The 15,152-nt window shown below is 64.9% G+C and carries 10 protein-coding genes; 9 read left to right on the forward strand and 1 reads right to left on the reverse strand.

The genetic code is table 11. The annotated features are described in order from the left end of the window. Nucleotides 1-18 precede the first annotated feature (18 nt). The 4 genes from NFE57_RS11380 to NFE57_RS11395 all read left to right on the forward strand — a co-directional run bounded on the left by NFE57_RS11380 (nt 19) and on the right by NFE57_RS11395 (nt 7,688). Complete coding sequence (locus tag NFE57_RS11380) at nt 19-4,368, forward strand: strawberry notch family protein (protein ID WP_252135699.1); 4,350 nt, start codon at nt 19-21, stop codon at nt 4,366-4,368. Between the two features lie 11 nt (nt 4,369-4,379). Then, nucleotides 4,380-5,468, forward strand: coding sequence for a DUF7146 domain-containing protein (locus NFE57_RS11385; RefSeq protein WP_252135700.1), 1,089 nt, complete (start codon nt 4,380-4,382; stop codon nt 5,466-5,468). Between the two features lie 272 nt (nt 5,469-5,740). Continuing rightward, on the forward strand, nt 5,741-6,679 hold the full coding sequence (locus NFE57_RS11390; protein WP_252135701.1) for an SLOG family protein: 939 nt from the start codon (nt 5,741-5,743) through the stop codon (nt 6,677-6,679). Nucleotides 6,680-6,749: 70 nt separating this feature from the next. Further along, nucleotides 6,750-7,688 carry a HEPN domain-containing protein gene (locus tag NFE57_RS11395; protein ID WP_252135702.1) on the forward strand — a complete coding sequence of 313 codons (939 nt, stop codon included), beginning with the start codon at nt 6,750-6,752 and terminating at the stop codon, nt 7,686-7,688. A 238-nt stretch (nt 7,689-7,926) separates the two neighbouring features. Here the strand turns inward: NFE57_RS11395 and NFE57_RS11400 are convergent, their stop codons facing one another. Next, on the reverse strand, nt 7,927-8,871 hold the full coding sequence (locus NFE57_RS11400; protein ID WP_252135703.1) for a LysR family transcriptional regulator: 945 nt from the start codon (nt 8,869-8,871) through the stop codon (nt 7,927-7,929). 216 nt (nt 8,872-9,087) lie between these two features. Here NFE57_RS11400 and NFE57_RS11405 point away from each other — a divergent pair, with 216 nt between their 5' ends. The 5 genes from NFE57_RS11405 (at nt 9,088) to NFE57_RS11425 (ending at nt 15,148) form a co-directional block, all read left to right on the forward strand. Then, nucleotides 9,088-9,822: an SDR family NAD(P)-dependent oxidoreductase gene (locus NFE57_RS11405; protein WP_252135733.1), complete on the forward strand. Its 735-nt coding sequence runs from the start codon at nt 9,088-9,090 to the stop codon at nt 9,820-9,822. A 63-nt stretch (nt 9,823-9,885) separates the two neighbouring features. Continuing rightward, nucleotides 9,886-10,653: an SDR family NAD(P)-dependent oxidoreductase gene (locus NFE57_RS11410; RefSeq protein WP_252135704.1), complete on the forward strand. Its 768-nt coding sequence runs from the start codon at nt 9,886-9,888 to the stop codon at nt 10,651-10,653. Between the two features lie 28 nt (nt 10,654-10,681). Then, the gene (locus NFE57_RS11415; RefSeq protein WP_252135705.1) at nt 10,682-11,284 is read left to right on the forward strand and encodes an NADPH-dependent F420 reductase; all 603 of its coding nucleotides are present in this window, start codon (nt 10,682-10,684) and stop codon (nt 11,282-11,284) included. 445 nt (nt 11,285-11,729) lie between these two features. Then, a complete protein-coding gene (locus tag NFE57_RS11420) occupies nt 11,730-13,817 on the forward strand; it encodes an ATP-binding protein (protein WP_252135706.1) in 2,088 nt (695 codons plus the stop codon). Continuing rightward, nucleotides 13,805-15,148, forward strand: a complete 1,344-nt coding sequence (locus tag NFE57_RS11425; protein ID WP_252135707.1) for a hypothetical protein — start codon at nt 13,805-13,807, stop codon at nt 15,146-15,148. Before NFE57_RS11420 ends, NFE57_RS11425 begins: the two co-directional genes overlap by 13 nt. Nucleotides 15,149-15,152: the final 4 nt, after the last annotated feature.

The following is a 15,152-nucleotide window of genomic DNA, read 5'->3' on the forward strand; positions in this document are numbered from 1 at the left end:
CCCTCCCGGAGACTCTCCATGACTCGAACCTTGTCCGACGCGGCGCCCGACGTCGCGCCAGCCGCCGCCGCGTCCGCCTTCGCCGCCTCCGCGGCGGCGATCCTTCTTGCCGCCGCCCGGCTCCTGTCCACGCTCGAAGCCGGCCGACAGGTCGACGCCGCCGAACTGCGCGCCGCCATGTCGCATGCCTTCAACGCCAGCGATGCCGAAGGCGCCTGGGATTGGAAGACCGGCTATGACGCCTGTGAGGCGGCGACGATCCTGTTCCTGCGCAAATATGGCCGCACGATCCTTGCCCGCACGCCCGCCAGTTCACTCGCGCTGATCGAGCGGATCGCCGGACTGCTGCCCAGCCACACGCGCCGATCGGAGACGAGCCAGGCGCTCCAGCAATTCTCCACGCCTCCCGGCCTTGCTTATGTCGCCGCAGTCGCCGCCGCGATCGGCCCGAACGATCGCGTGCTCGAACCGTCCGCCGGGACTGGCATGCTCGCGATCCATGCCGACCTGGCGCGGGCCGATCTCGCGCTCAACGAGCTGGCCGAGGTCCGCGCCGCGCTGCTCGGCCACCTCTTCCCCGGCATCGCGGTGTCGCACCATGATGCCGCGTCGATCGACGATCGGCTGTCGCCGGCGATCTGCCCGACCGTCGTGCTGATGAATCCGCCTTTCTCGGCCACGGCCGACGTCGATCGCGCGATGAAGGACACGGCGCTGCGCCATATCGCATCGGCGCTTGCCCGGCTGGAACCCGGCGGGCGGCTGGTGGCGATCACCGGCGCCAGTTGCGCGCCGGCGGCGCCGGCATGGCGCAGCACCTTCGCGCGGCTTCAGGAGCATGGCCAGGTCCAGTTCACCGCCGCGATCGACGGCAGCGTCTATGCCCGGCACGGGACGTCGGTCGCCACGCGGCTCACCGTCATCGACAAGATCCCGGCCGACGACCCCGACCGCTTCCCCGAAAGCGTGGGCAAGGCGGCCGACATCGCGACGCTGCTCGCATGGGTGCTCGACCAGATGCCGCCGCGCACGCCCACCACGCCCGCGCCGGTCGCGGCGTTGCCGATCAGCGCATCAGCCACGGCGATCCGCGCGAAGCCGTCGACCGCGATTGCCAGGGCAGCGCCGGCCGCGCCCGAGTCCGAAGCGGTCGAACTCGCTTATGAGACGCGGGACTGGACGGCACCCGAAGGGCGTCTCGGCGACAGCATCTACGAGCCCTATGCGCTCCAGTCGCTCGCCATTCCCGGCGCGCTGCCGCACCCTTCGCCTTTGGTCCAGTCGGCGGCGATGGCGTCGGTCGCCCCGCCCAAGCCTTCCTACCGCCCGCATCTGCCACCGTCGCTGGTGACGCTCGGTATCCTGTCCGACGCCCAGCTCGAATCGGTGATCTATGCCGGCGAGGCGCATGCCGGTCATCTCTCGGGCGCCTGGACAGTCGACGCGACATGGGAGATCGTCTCGGCTGCGCCCGACGACGCCGCGGGCGCGATCCGTTTTCGCCGCGGCTGGTTCCTGGGTGACGGCACCGGCGCGGGCAAGGGGCGGCAGGTCGCCGGGATCATCCTCGACAATTGGCTGAAAGGGCGCCGTAAGGCAGTCTGGATCAGCAAGTCCGACAAATTGCTCGAAGACGCGCAGCGCGACTGGTCGGCGCTCGGCCAGGAGCGGTTGCTGGTGACGCCGCTGTCGCGGTTTCGCCAAGGCACCGACATCCGGCTCGAGGAAGGCGTGCTGTTCACCACTTATGCGACGCTGCGCTCGCAGGCGCGCGAGGGCAAGAAGTCGCGCGTCGAGCAGATCGTCGACTGGCTCGGCCGCGACTTCGACGGCGTCCTCGTGTTCGACGAGGCGCACGCCATGGCCAATGCGGTCGGCGGCAAGGGCGAGCGCGGCGCAGTCGCCCCGTCGCAGCAGGGGCGCGCCGGCCTTCGTCTCCAGCACGCGTTGCCCGATGCGTGGATCGTCTATGTCTCGGCGACCGGCGCGACGACGGTCCAGAATCTCGCTTATGCCCAGCGACTTGGCCTGTGGGGCGGCGACGATTTCCCGTTCGAGACGCGCGCGGTGTTCGTCACCGCGATCGAGAATGGCGGGGTCGCGGCGATGGAGGTGCTGGCGCGCGACCTCAAGGCGCTCGGGCTCTATGCCGCGCGGTCGCTGTCGTTCGACGGCGTTGAATATGAGGTGCTCGAACATACGCTGACGCCCGAACAGGTCCGCATCTACGACAGCTATGCGGCCGCGTTCCAGATCATCCACAACAATCTCGATGCCGCGATGCAGGCCTCCGGCATCACCAGCGCGAGCCACGGCACGCTTAACGCCCAGGCCAGGTCCGCCGCGCGATCGGCGTTCGAGCAGACCAAGCAGCGCTTTTTCAACCACGTCATCACCGCGATGCAGACGCCGAGCGTGATCGCCAGCATCGAGCGCGATCTCGCCGCGGGCGAGGCGGCGGTCATCCAGATCGTCTCGACCGGCGAAGCGCTGCAGGAACGCCGCCTCGCCGAGATCCCGACCAACGAATGGGACGACGTCTCGATCGATATCACCCCGCGCGAATATGTGCTGGACTATCTCGAGCACGGCTTCCCGGTGCAATTGTTCGAGCCGTTCACCGACAAGGAAGGCAATCTCGCGTCCCGGCCGGGGCGCGACGACGACGGCAATCCGGTAATCAGCCGCGAGGCGGTCCGGCGGCGCGAAGCGATGATCGAGAAACTGGCCGCTCTGCCGCCGGTGCCCGGCGCGCTCGACCAGGTTATCCAGCATTTCGGGACCGACAAGGTCGCCGAGGTGACCGGACGGTCGCGGCGCATCGTGCCCAAACGCCGGGACGACGGTACGATCCGCTTTGCGGTCGAGAACCGTCCGGCATCGGCGAGCCTGGCCGAGACGCAGGCATTCATGGACGATCTGAAGCCGATCCTGATCTTCTCGGAGGCGGGCGGCACCGGCCGCAGCTATCACGCCGACCTTGCGTGCCGGAACCAGCGCCTGCGCAACCATTACGGCCTCGAATTCGGGTTCAAGGCGGACAGCGCGATCCAGGGCTTCGGCCGCGATCATCGCACCAACCAGAAGCAGCCGCCGCGCTATCGGCCGGTGACGACCGATGTGAAGGGGCAGAAGCGCTTCATCTCGACCATCGCGCGCCGCCTCGATTCGCTCGGCGCGATCACGCGCGGGCAGCGGCAGGCCGGCAGCCAGAACATGTTCCGCCCTGAGGACAACCTCGAATCCGCTTATGCGCGCGACGCGCTCAACCAACTCTATCGGCTGATCGCGCGCGGTGCGGTCGCGGGCTGTTCGCTGGATGATTTCCAGGCAGCGACCGGCCTGTCGATTGTGACCAGCGAAGGCGGCATGCGCGAGGAATTGCCCGGCATCACCACCTTCCTCAACCGGATGCTGGCGCTCACCATCGCGATGCAGGATCTGTTGTTCGGCGTGTTCGAGGGCCTGCTCAGCGCCCGCATCGAAGGCGCGATCGCCAGCGGCACGTTCGAACTCGGGCTGGAAACGCTCCAGGCCGCGAGCTTCCGCGTCGTCGATCGCGCGCCGATCTACAGCCATCCCAGCACCGGCGCGCAGACGGCATTGCTCACGATCGAGCGTAAGGAGAAGCTCGTTCCGCTGTCGCTCGATGAAGCACTGGCGCTTGTCGACGATCGCGGCGCGGGCATGCTGGTCAACGCCCAGACCGGCCGCGCGGCGCTCCGGCGCCGGGCGCGCAGCATCACCGACGATGACGGTGCGGTCCATCCGCGCGTACGGCTGGTCTGGCCGTTGACCGACGCGGTGATGCGCGCCGAGCCGCTAACGGCAAGCGCGTGGCAGCCCGCCGATCGCGCGGCATTCAGCGCGGCATGGTCGGCGGAGTTGGCCGACCTCCCCGCGTTCGAGACATCGACGCTGCATATCGTGTCGGGCCTGCTGCTGCCGATCTGGAAGCGGCTCCCCGACGAGTCGACACGGGTCTATCGGCTCCAGACCGACGAGGGCGAACGGATCATCGGCCGCCGCGTGTCGCCCGCCTGGGCTGCGACGGTCGCCAATGACAACAAGCCCATCCAGCTCTCGGGTGACGAGGCGCTGGCGATGCTGCTCGAAGGCGATACCATGCTGCTCCTGGCCGACGGCCAGGCGCTGAAGCGCGTGCGCGCGATGGGCGTCTGGCGGATCGAGCTGACCGGGTTCAACGACCTCGGCGTCGAGCGGCTCAAGGCGATGGGCTTGATCTCCGAGATCGTCTCGTGGAAGCTGCGCCTCTACGTGCCGACAGGGGCTGTCGGCGCCGACGTGCTGGGGCGTCTACTCGAACGCTATCCGATCGAGCGGGTCTCGGCGCGCAAGGCTGCCTGAGGAGCCCCGTGATGCAAAGCCCCGCCAGTCAGATAGCCGCCGCCCTTGCCGACCGGGCCGAGGCGGTCTGTCGCCGCTATCTGTCCAATGGCCGCAAGGAAGGCCGCTACTGGCTGGTCGGGGACGTCCACAATGCCGCCGGGCGCAGCCTCTACGTTCGGCTGGTCGCGTCGCCCGATGGGCGCGGGCTGGCCGGCAAATGGACCGATGCCCAGAATGGCGATCACGGCGACCTGCTCGATATCATCGCCGCTTCGCGTGGGCATCGAACCTTGCGCGACACGCTCGACGAGGCGCGACGCTTCCTGAGCCTGCCGCAGCCCCCGCCGAGCCTCACGCCGCCGCCGCGGCGCAGCAAGGCTCCGACCGGGACGCCGGAAGCGGCGCGACGGCTGTTGGCCGCATCGGAACCGATCAACGGCACGATTGCCGCTGTCCACCTCGCCGCGCGTGGCATCACCGACCTCACCGGCTGCGACGCGCTGCGCTTTCATCCACGCTGTTGGTATCGGCCGTCCGACGAGGATGAGCCCGGCGTCCACAACGCATGGCCGGCGATGATCGCGGCGGTGACCGATCTCGACGGCACCGTCACCGGCGTCCACCGCACCTGGCTCCGGCGTGACGGCTCGGCCAAGGCGCCGATCGCTTATCCCCGCCGCGCCATGGGCCACCTGCTCGGCAACGGCGTGCGGTTCGGCGCGAGCGGGCCCGTCATGCTCGCCGCGGAAGGCATCGAGACATTGCTGTCGCTGCGCCAGGTCATGCCGACTCTTCCGGCAATCGCCGGCCTATCCGCCGCCCATCTCGCCGCCATCCTGTTCCCAGCCCGTCTGCGCCGCCTCTATGTCGCGCGCGACGACGATCCCGCGGGCGCCACCGCGTTCACGACCCTTGTCCAGCGCGCATTGCCGGTCGGGATCGAGGTCGTGCCGCTCGACCCGCGCCTCGACGATTTCAATAGCGATCTCGTCACTTTCGGGCGTCGACGCATAGCGGAAAGCCTGTCCGCCCAGCTCTGGTCCGACGATGCCGCGCAGTTCCTCGACGCCGGCGATGGATCCGGCCGGTCGCCCCGGATCGACCGGCAGCGCCCATAGCCATGACAGTTCCCGACAGAGGCCGCGCCTTCGGCCTTCGATAGAGGGCGACTGCGGCAACCGTCCCGCGGCAGCAATGGCGCGGCCTGCGGCTATTTTCCGCCGGGGCGCGGGCGCCCCTTTACATCGCGAAACAAAATAGCCTTGGCCGCGCCATCCTCCGCTGGCGCTCCGGCCGCGTCCCTCTCGGGGACGCGGTGCAGCCGCGTGCCGCCCGCCGCCGGTCGTCGCCACGAAGGCCGCGACAGGCGCGGCTCATCCGGAGACTATCCATGGCGATCGATCTCGACCACCCCGAACAGGACGAACCCCAGCCCGGTTCCACCGCTTACGTCCTCCAGGAGATGCAGCTCTACAGCTATCGTCCCTTCGAGGACGAACCCGACGGCCGCCCGCTTCCCGACACCCGCCTGATGGGAGGCGCGATCGCCGACATCTTCGACGCGATGGTGGCCTGCCTGATCGACACGCGGATCGAACCCGACCTCGAAGACCTTGCGTGGAACATCGTCAACGTCTTCCAGCGCGCCGGCGAGAGGATCGAGCGCGGGCTGGACGACAATGAACGCGCCCAGAAGCGATTGGAGCGGCAGCAGGATGGCAGCGAGGTGAAGTCGGTCGAGCTGGAGCGCAAGATCGCCGAAGGCATCACCATGATCGAGCGCCGTGACACGATGGAATTGTTCCGCGACCTGGGCGCCGAACAGTTCCGCGTCCATCTGCGCAAGCCGTGGCTGCCGCGGTCGGGACCGATGGTGAACCGCAAGGCGCTGACCTCGGCGGTGCTCGACAGCCGCAAGCAGATCGACAAGCGGGCATACCAGGACGCCCGCGTCCTCAACCCCGATGGTCCCCGCTTCGTCCTCAGCGCCGGTCCGAACTACCAGGACCACGCGCTCATCTGCGGCACACTCGACAAATTGCTCGCGCAGTTTCCCGACATGGTGTTGGTGCATGGCAAGACGCCGACCGGCGGCGAGCACATTGCCGCGTGCTGGGCGCGCAATCGCAATGTGCCGCAGGATCCGCGAAAGCCCGACTGGGACAAGCACGGCAATGCGGCGCCGTTCAAGCGAAACGACGTCATGCTCCAGATCATGCCCAAAGGCGTCATCGTCTTCCCCGGCTCGGGCATCCAGGCCAATCTCGCCGACAAGGCGCGCAAGCTCGGCATCAAGGTCTGGGACTTCCGCGAGGCCCGGGCACCCTGATCGCCCGCCATGCGCCGCCGCACCGGTTTCCACCGTGCATCCCTCCTTATCTGTTGCTAGGCTGTTCTCAATGCGGACCGATCTCGATCACCTCCCTGCCCAGAAGCGCCGCGAACTCGAGCGGATCGTCCAGATCATCTTCGAGGAATTCGCGGACGCGGTGGCGCTCGCCAAGCACAAATGGAAGAAACAGGGGCGGATCGAGAAGATCATCCTCTATGGTAGCTATGCGCGCGGCGGCTGGGTCGACGAGCCGCACACCACCAAGGGCTATCAGTCGGACTATGACCTGCTGATCATCGTCAACGACAAGCGCCTGACCGATCGGGTCGATTACTGGCTCAAGCTGGAGGAGCGGCTCAACCGGGAGCTGGCGATCACCAAGGCGCTGCGCACGCCGGTCAATTTCATAGTTCATACGCTTCAGGAGGTGAACGACGGGCTCGCGCACGGCCGCTACTTCTTCATGGACGTCAAGCGCGATGGCATCGCGATCTATCAGACGCTGCCGACCGAGCTGCACGAGCCCAAGCCCAAGACCCCGCCCAAGGCGCTCGAGATGGCGCGGGAGTATTTCGACGAGTGGTTTCCAGCGGCCGCCGGACGTCTCGACACCGCAAAATACACAATGTCCCAAGGGCGCTTGAAGGAGGCGGTGTTTGACATGCACCAAGCCTCCGAATTCCTATATCATTGCGTGCTTTTGGTAGTCACCTTCTACACCCCGCATGTCCACAATATCGGTTTCCTGCGCACGCAGGCCGAGCGGCTCGATCGTCGTTTGGTCGATGCCTGGCCGCGCGAGAACCGGTTCGAGCAGCGCACTTGGGAGAAACTCAAGGACGCCTATGTGAAGGCGCGCTACTCGAAACATTATCGGATCTCGGAAGCCGAGCTTGAATGGCTGAAGCGCCACATAGAGGAGCTTGGCCGTGTCGTTCACGAGATCTGTTCGGAGCGGATTGCCGAGCTGGAGGCGAAAGCAAACGCGTCGAGGACGAGCGGTTGACCTGCCGCCCCTTGGGTCGATCGGCATCGCTGGGCAGGCCTTAGGTGTTGAACGCGTGACCGCTGGCGCCGACAAAGCTGCCGATCGGTATCGCCAGCGGCGCCCCTGGGAGCTGCCGTCGTTCTTGTCCAGCATAGCTGCGACAAATGGCTGGCCCTGGGGCCAGGCCGGCTATCTCGCTTTGAGCATGCAGGTCGGGAACCGGGCGCTCGCCCACACGATCGACTCAGGATTTCGATCAGGACAAGCCCGCCAGAAGCGGCGCGTAGGCGCTGAGCCTGCGGGATATGAACTCGGTGAAGAGCCGCACGCGCTTGGTCTTGCGTGTTTCCCCCTGGGTGAGCAGCCAGAGCGTTCCGTATAAGTGCAGGTCGGTGCCCGGCACCCGCGCCAGAAGCGGGTCGGCATCTGCGACGAAACACGGCAGCGTCGTGATGCCGAGTCCTTGTCGCACTGCGACGATCTGCGCCTGGGCATCCGTGACCCTGAACGGAACCTCGGCGGTGCGAACATCACCCTCGTCGGCCCAGTCTGGTTTGCCATGGCTGCTGATGACGATCCACCGGATGGGGTCGGCCGCGCCCGTATGCCACGCGGCCAGAAGGTTACGGGACATATAAACGCTTCCGAACAATTCCGGTCCCTTCAGGCCGTGAAGATTGAGCGGCAAAGTCTTGCGATCGTACACGACACGGATTGCGACGTCGGCCTCGCGGTTCGTCAGATTGGCCAGATCACCGGACGACAGGATTTCCATCTCGATGTCCGGATGCAGTCGCGCGAAATCGGCGAAATCCGGCATGAGCAGGTGTGTCGCGAGTGGCGGCGCCAACGTCACCCGCAGACGACCGCGCACGCTCTGGTCGCGGCCAAAGATCCGCGTCTCGAGCTGGAGCGACGATGCTTCCATCTGGTCCGCGAGCTCGAGAACCTCCTCGCCGGCGGCCGTCAGGCGGTAGCCCGAAGGCAGCTTTTCGAACATCTGCGCGCCGAGGCGTTCCTCGAGTTGCGCGATGCGACGCAGCACGGTCGCGTGATTCACCCCGAGGCGCCCGGCGGCGGCCCGCACGGAGCCTTCGCGCGCCACGGCAAGAAAATAGCGGACGTCATCCCAGTCGATCATGGTGCAATCCCGCACCGCTCGGTGCGCCTCTCCAAAGCCCGGATCCAGCGCGTTGTACATCAGTATCGGTCCTCACCATAGCTCATGTCGCCGAGCGCGACCCAGTTCCGAACGGCAGACACCGCGTTCGCGGCGGTGCCAGTCGCCCAACCGGATCGATTCCGCACCACCGATGTGCGTGCTTTCGCACTGAACGCCCGACCCGGGCGTCGCCATCTCCGCAAGTCTCGGGAGCGTTCCCGAACGATCAACGGCGAAAGCCTGAAAGGAGAAGTCATGGGGAAGCTCGAGGGCAAGGTTGCCGTCATCACGGGTGGTGCCACCGGCATTGGCCGCGCCGCGGCAAAGCGCTTCATCGAGGAGGGTGCTTTCGTGTTCATCTTCGGCCGCCGGCAGGACGCGCTCGATGCCGCTGTCGCAGAACTCGGACCCAATGCCCGGGCGGTGAAGGGCTCGGTCTCTGATGAGACCGACCTCGACAAGCTCTACGCGGCGGTGAAGGCCGAACGCGGAACCCTCGACATCGTCTTCGCCAATGCCGGGACGGGAAGCCTGCTTGCCCTCGGCCAGATCACCGCCGAGCACATCGACGAAACCTTCGACACCAACGTGAAGGGTACGATCTTCACGGTCCAGAAGGCGCTGCCGCTGATGGGCCAGGGCGGTTCGATCATCCTGACCGGATCGAGCGCGGGCACCACGGGAGCGCCGGCATTCAGCGCCTATAGTGCGAGCAAGGCGGCCGTGCGCAACCTCGCGCGGAGCTGGGCGGAGGATCTGAAGGGCACCGGCATCCGGGTCAACGTGCTGTCGCCCGGGCCGACCGCGACCGAACTCGCGAAGGCGGCGGTGGGCGAGGAAGGCATGAAGGTCTTCGCCTCGATGACTCCGCTTCAGCGCATGGCCGATCCGGCGGAGATCGGCGCGGCGACTGCCTTTCTCGCGTCGTCGGACAGCAGCTTCATGACCGCCAGCGAACTCGCCGTCGACGGCGGCATTGCGCAACTCTGACGCGCTACGCCCAGCCGGTCGCTCCATGAGCCGATCATACAAACACCCATGAAGGAAAATGAAATGGAACAGCCTCTTAAAGGAAAAACCGCTCTCGTGACCGGGGCATCGCGGGGCATTGGCCGCGCCATCGCCGAACGTCTTGCAAAGGATGGCGCGACGGTCGCGCTGACCTACAACGCCAGCAAATCCGGCGCGGACGAGGTGGTCGCGGCCATCGAGAAAGCGGGAGGCACTGCGTTCGCGATCCATGCGGACCTTGTCGACCCCGCGACCGTCCCGACCTTGTTCGAGAGACTCGACGCCGAGTTCGCCAGGCGGAACGGAAGCAAAGCCCTCGATATTCTGGTCAACAATGCCGGCAATTTCGGCTTTGTTGGCTTCAAGGACGCGACGCCGGAAAGTTGGGATGCGCTGATCGCGGTTTACGCCCGCGCGCCCTTCTTCATCGTTCAGGCCGCTCTTGATCGTCTCGCCGATGGCGGACGCATCATCAACATCTCTTCCGCTGCCGCCACCAAGCCCGTGACAGCCGCGCCCGTTTACTCGATGGCCAAGGCGGCCATCAACAACCTGACCCATGCGCTCGCGTCCGAGCTGGGGCCGCGCGGCATTACCGCGAACGCCGTGGCGCCGGGCTACACGCGAACCGACGGGAACGCCGCTCTTCGGGAGAATCACGAACTCGTAAAGGCGGTCGAGGCCGAAATCGCGCTGGGACGCTTTGGCGAGCCTTCGGAAATCGCCGCCGTCGTGGCGTTCCTGGCCTCCGATGACGGCCACTGGGTGACCGGCCAGACGATCGAAGCGAGCGGCGGCTACCGGCTCTGACCACCGAAACAAACCGAAGGAGAATATCATGAGCTATGCAATCATTGGATTCGGCGAGATCGGCCGCGCCCTCGCCAGGGCGTTTGCCCGCCAAGGCATCGAAGTATCCGTCGCAACCACGCGCGATCCGGCAAGATTCGCATCCGATGTCGCGGCGATCGGCCCCGAGGTCATTCCCGCGACGCTGGCGGACGCCGTCCGGGCGGACATCATCTTTTTGGCCGTCCGTTTCCAGTCGCATCCGGATGTCGCGAAGGCGCTGCCCACATGGCAGGGGAAGATCATCGTCGACGTGACCAACGCCTACGGCGTGCCCCCCGAGGAGCTGGGAGGGCAGCCTTCCGCCAAGGTCGTCGCGCAGGCCTTCGGTGGCGGGCGCGTGGTCAAGGGGTTCAACCATCTGGCCGCCGCCGCCCTGGCGCAGGACCCGGCCGTGCATGGCGGCAGGAGAGTCGTGTTCCTGTCCAGCGACGATAACGACGCCACAACGGAGATCGCTGCGCTCGCGGAACATCTCGGCTTCGCGCCGGTCAGGCTCGGCGGCCTGTCGGAAGGCGGACTGCTCGTGCACGGGCAGGGAGATCGCTGGGGCCAACTGATCTTCCAGGACCTGGTCAGGTTCGACCGATAAACACGACGTCGCCACCGGGTGTACGTCGATACGCAGGCACTCGCACGAAACCTCGCCGACAGACATGCCTGGGCCCGCGTAGCGCTAACCGTCAAAGGCCACCGGCTCGGGCTGGACGGTGGATCAGGCGGGTACGCGCCCTCACACGCTATGCCCTCATTGCACGTCCAGCTGACCGTTCCCGCCGACATAGCTGTCATTCCCTGCCTTGGATCAGGTTGTCGAAAACTGCCCTTCGTTCAGGCACGCGCCGGCGACGGCAAGGGGCCGCTAGCGGTCCGACGGTATGGGGCTAGAAATTACAGAAGGCGGCCCTCGTTTAACGATGTGTCTGAACATTGATAGCGTTTGTGCGGCTGCCCGGATATACGACAGGGGATGTAGGTGCGGGAGGGGGTCCATTTCCAACATCAAAATACAAAAAGCATTTCGCCCGCGTGCGCGATTGCTCGCGCTTCTGGGGGAGCAGCTGATCGACAATGCACGTCTTGCTGTCTTCGAAATGGTCAAGAACGCCTACGATGCCGACGCCAATATCGTTGTAGTAACGCTGGCTGCACCTGAGCGGAGTGCCGGTACTATCTCCGTCGTCGATGATGGCTCAGGTATGATGCTCGAGACGTTGACAGATGTCTGGCTGGAACCCGGTGCGGACATGCGTGAAATTCAGCGTATCGGCGGCATACGGACGCCAAAGTACAAGCGGCTTCCACTCGGAGAAAAGGGAGTTGGCAGGTTTGCGGCACACAAGCTCGGAAACAGGATCAGACTCTGGACCCGCGCAAAGGGCGAGCCCGAGCTGCATGTCGATATCAACTGGTCGGAGCAGATCGGCCGCCGCTACATGGATGAAACAGAAATCTCGATCGTCGAGACCGACTCGGTCTATTTCAAGAAGGGCAGGACCGGAACGCGGATCGAGATAACCGATCTCAAGTCTGTCTGGACGCGAGGTGATGTTCGCCGGCTGTGGCGCAACGTGACATCCATTTCAGCACCTTTCACCACCGCAGACGATTTCGACGTATCGCTGCTCGTTCCTGGCCACGAGTCCTGGGTGAATGATCTCCTTGACGTCAATGACATCCTCGGCGCAGCGTTGTGGAAGTATGACTTCTGCTTTGACGAGCACGGATTCCGGTGGAATTATTCGTTCCGACCTCCGCCCGGCATGGGTCTGGAGGGACGTTCGGATTCGGCCGCGCGTGAGGGCTTGCCGCTGCCAAAGCGGCTTGCGGAAGACTTCTTCGACGAAAGCCCGCTTCCTGGCAGCATCCCCACATCGTTCGTCGACGGCATCGGCCCCGTAGAGGGGAGCTTCTTCGTGTTCGACCAGGACAGGGAAGTCGCAGCGTTCATTCCCGAACAGAGCCAGATCGCCACATTCCTAGAAGAGAATGGAGGCGTACGCGTCTACCGGGACGACATCAGGGTCTACAGTTATGGCGAGCCGGGCGATGATTGGCTCGGCCTGGATCTCCGCCGGGTGAACCAGCCGACCCGTGCCATCAGCAACAACAACATTGTCGGCCTGATCAGCCTCGATATGGATCTCAGCAGCGAATTGCGCGAAAAAACCAGTCGCGACGGGTTCGATGACAATATCGCCTACCAGAGGCTGCGGGCGATTGTGTTGTCCGCGCTGACGCACCTTGAAGGCATGCGCACAGTCGATAAGGGGCGGATGCGGCGGGTTCTCTCCAAGAATGCTAAGGAATCCCGGATCAGTCCGAACTCAGCGATCGCGGAACTCCGGAAGGAGGTCGAGAAGCGATCGCTCGGCCCCGAGATCACGAAGCTGGTCGATAAGGTAGAATCCCGCGTCCAGGAGATGCAGGATACGCTTCTGCGGCCTGGCGCTACCCAGATGCACGTCGCGACGCTCTTTCATGAGGTGGAACACGGCGTCCGGGCGCTCAATGCGGCGATACGTCGCGGCGAGCCGATCGAGAAGCTGCAGCAGCGTTCGGGATCGCTGATCGAGCTGCTCGACAGTTTCGCTAACTTCTTCCGGAAAACCCCCGAGACCCAGGTCAAGGCTTCCGATCTGGTGCGGACTGTCTGCCAGCTGAATGCCGACCGTTTCGATCGCCACAGGGTCATCCTCTCCACTCCGATTGTGACCAACGAAGCGCGCGACTTCGAGCTGCGTGTGCCGCGCAACATCGTGATGGGTGCGATCTCGAATATCCTCGACAATTCGATCTACTGGCTGGATCAGCGATGGCCGTTCGATGTGCGCAAGAGCCGTCGGGCGATAGTCGTCACCACCAGTGATTATTTTGAAGAGGGACCGGCGCTCATACTGGCGGACAACGGTCCCGGTTATCGGCTCGCGCCAGAAGATGTGCTGCAGCCCTTCATTACACTGAAGCCCGACGGCATGGGCATCGGAATGTATTATGCGCGGCTGGTCATGGAGGCTTGCGGCGGTTTTGTCGCTTTCCCCGCTGCGGAGGATGTCGGACTCTCTAAAGCATATGACGGAGCCGTGACGGCACTCGTCTTTTCGAAGGGGGAATGGTGCAAGTGATCATTGCACCACGGATCATCGCCGTCGATGACAATCCAGAACATCTCAAAGCGCTCGAAGAGGCGTTCGACGGCCTGGGCGGATTTTGTGAATGTATCGAGTTCGGGCGGGCGAGCGATAGAACCGTGCCCTTCACAAGCGGCGTCCGGGTGCTGTTCATGGATATCAATCTTCTTCCCGGCGCCGCGGCCGACTTCGGCCCGCGGACCTTCTCGCCGATCGTCACGATCGTCCGGAAGCTCATCAGCCCGGATAATGGCCCGTATGCGCTGGTCACATGGACCAACAACGTCGCCGCCCATGACGCGCTCACGGACTATCTCGAGCAGCAGCTCTCACAGGATCTTCAACCCTGCGCTACCTATTGCCTGCCAAAGGAGGGGCATCTGGAAGACCCGCCGGCGCTAATGGCCAAGCTCCGCGCACTCCACGGTGACATCCCCGGCCTCGCGATGCTTCTTGACTGGGAACGGGCCGTCACGAACGCCGCAGATCGCAGTGTTCTGCAGATCGCGAGACTTTCCGGCCTTTACGGCCGGCAGCAGGGCAACGCCGTGGCGCAGGCTGTGCGGGCCATCAGCCGGGCGTCCGCAGGGGCTACGGAAGCAGATATTCATCCGTTCCGAGCGTTCACCCAGGGGATGTCGGCAGTGTTAGCCGATCAGCTTGAGCGCAGTTTGCCCGTCACTGAGACCGAAGCAGCATGGAAAGCGGCGTTGACGGTCGCCGCGCCTGCCGATCCTGATGACCGGCAGCGCGCCGCACTCAACACCTTCTTTCACATCGAGAAGGCGCAGGACGTAGGGTTGGCGCTCGGCGCGATCTATGAAGCTCCCTTTTCAGCTATCAGCCGCTACCTCCTTCCGGCGCACAAGACCAAGACGGCAGCTCTGCTTAGCCAGGAGTTCGTCCCGCTTAAGAGCAACCGCCTTCAGGATGACGCGGCGAGGAAGACGTTCGGACGACGGTGCAACTTCCGGCTGATCCAGCTGGGGGCACCGTGTGATCATTCCAACAACAAGGTCAAGGTGCCGGATTTACTCCTTGCCGTAGAAGTTCCGGAGATAGCCTTTGATGACACCGACCTAAGGAACAAGGCTCAGTTCCGCGACACGCCGGCGAAATCCGATTGGCTGTTTCAGACGCCTCCGCTTCTCTCGACAGCAGGCCGATACGTCCTGGTGGTGAACATGCGGTTCCGCATCAGTGTGCCCATGATCGAGCTTGGCGGTCTCAAACGCATCGGTCGGCTTCGCGAGGCACTTGCCAGCGAGATCGCGACGCATTCAGCCAACTTCTCGACCCGGCCTGGGATCATCGAATTCCGTTAGAGGT

The sequence above is a fragment of the Hephaestia sp. MAHUQ-44 genome (genome assembly GCF_023806085.1).
In the GTDB taxonomy this organism is placed as follows: domain Bacteria; phylum Pseudomonadota; class Alphaproteobacteria; order Sphingomonadales; family Sphingomonadaceae; genus Sphingomonas.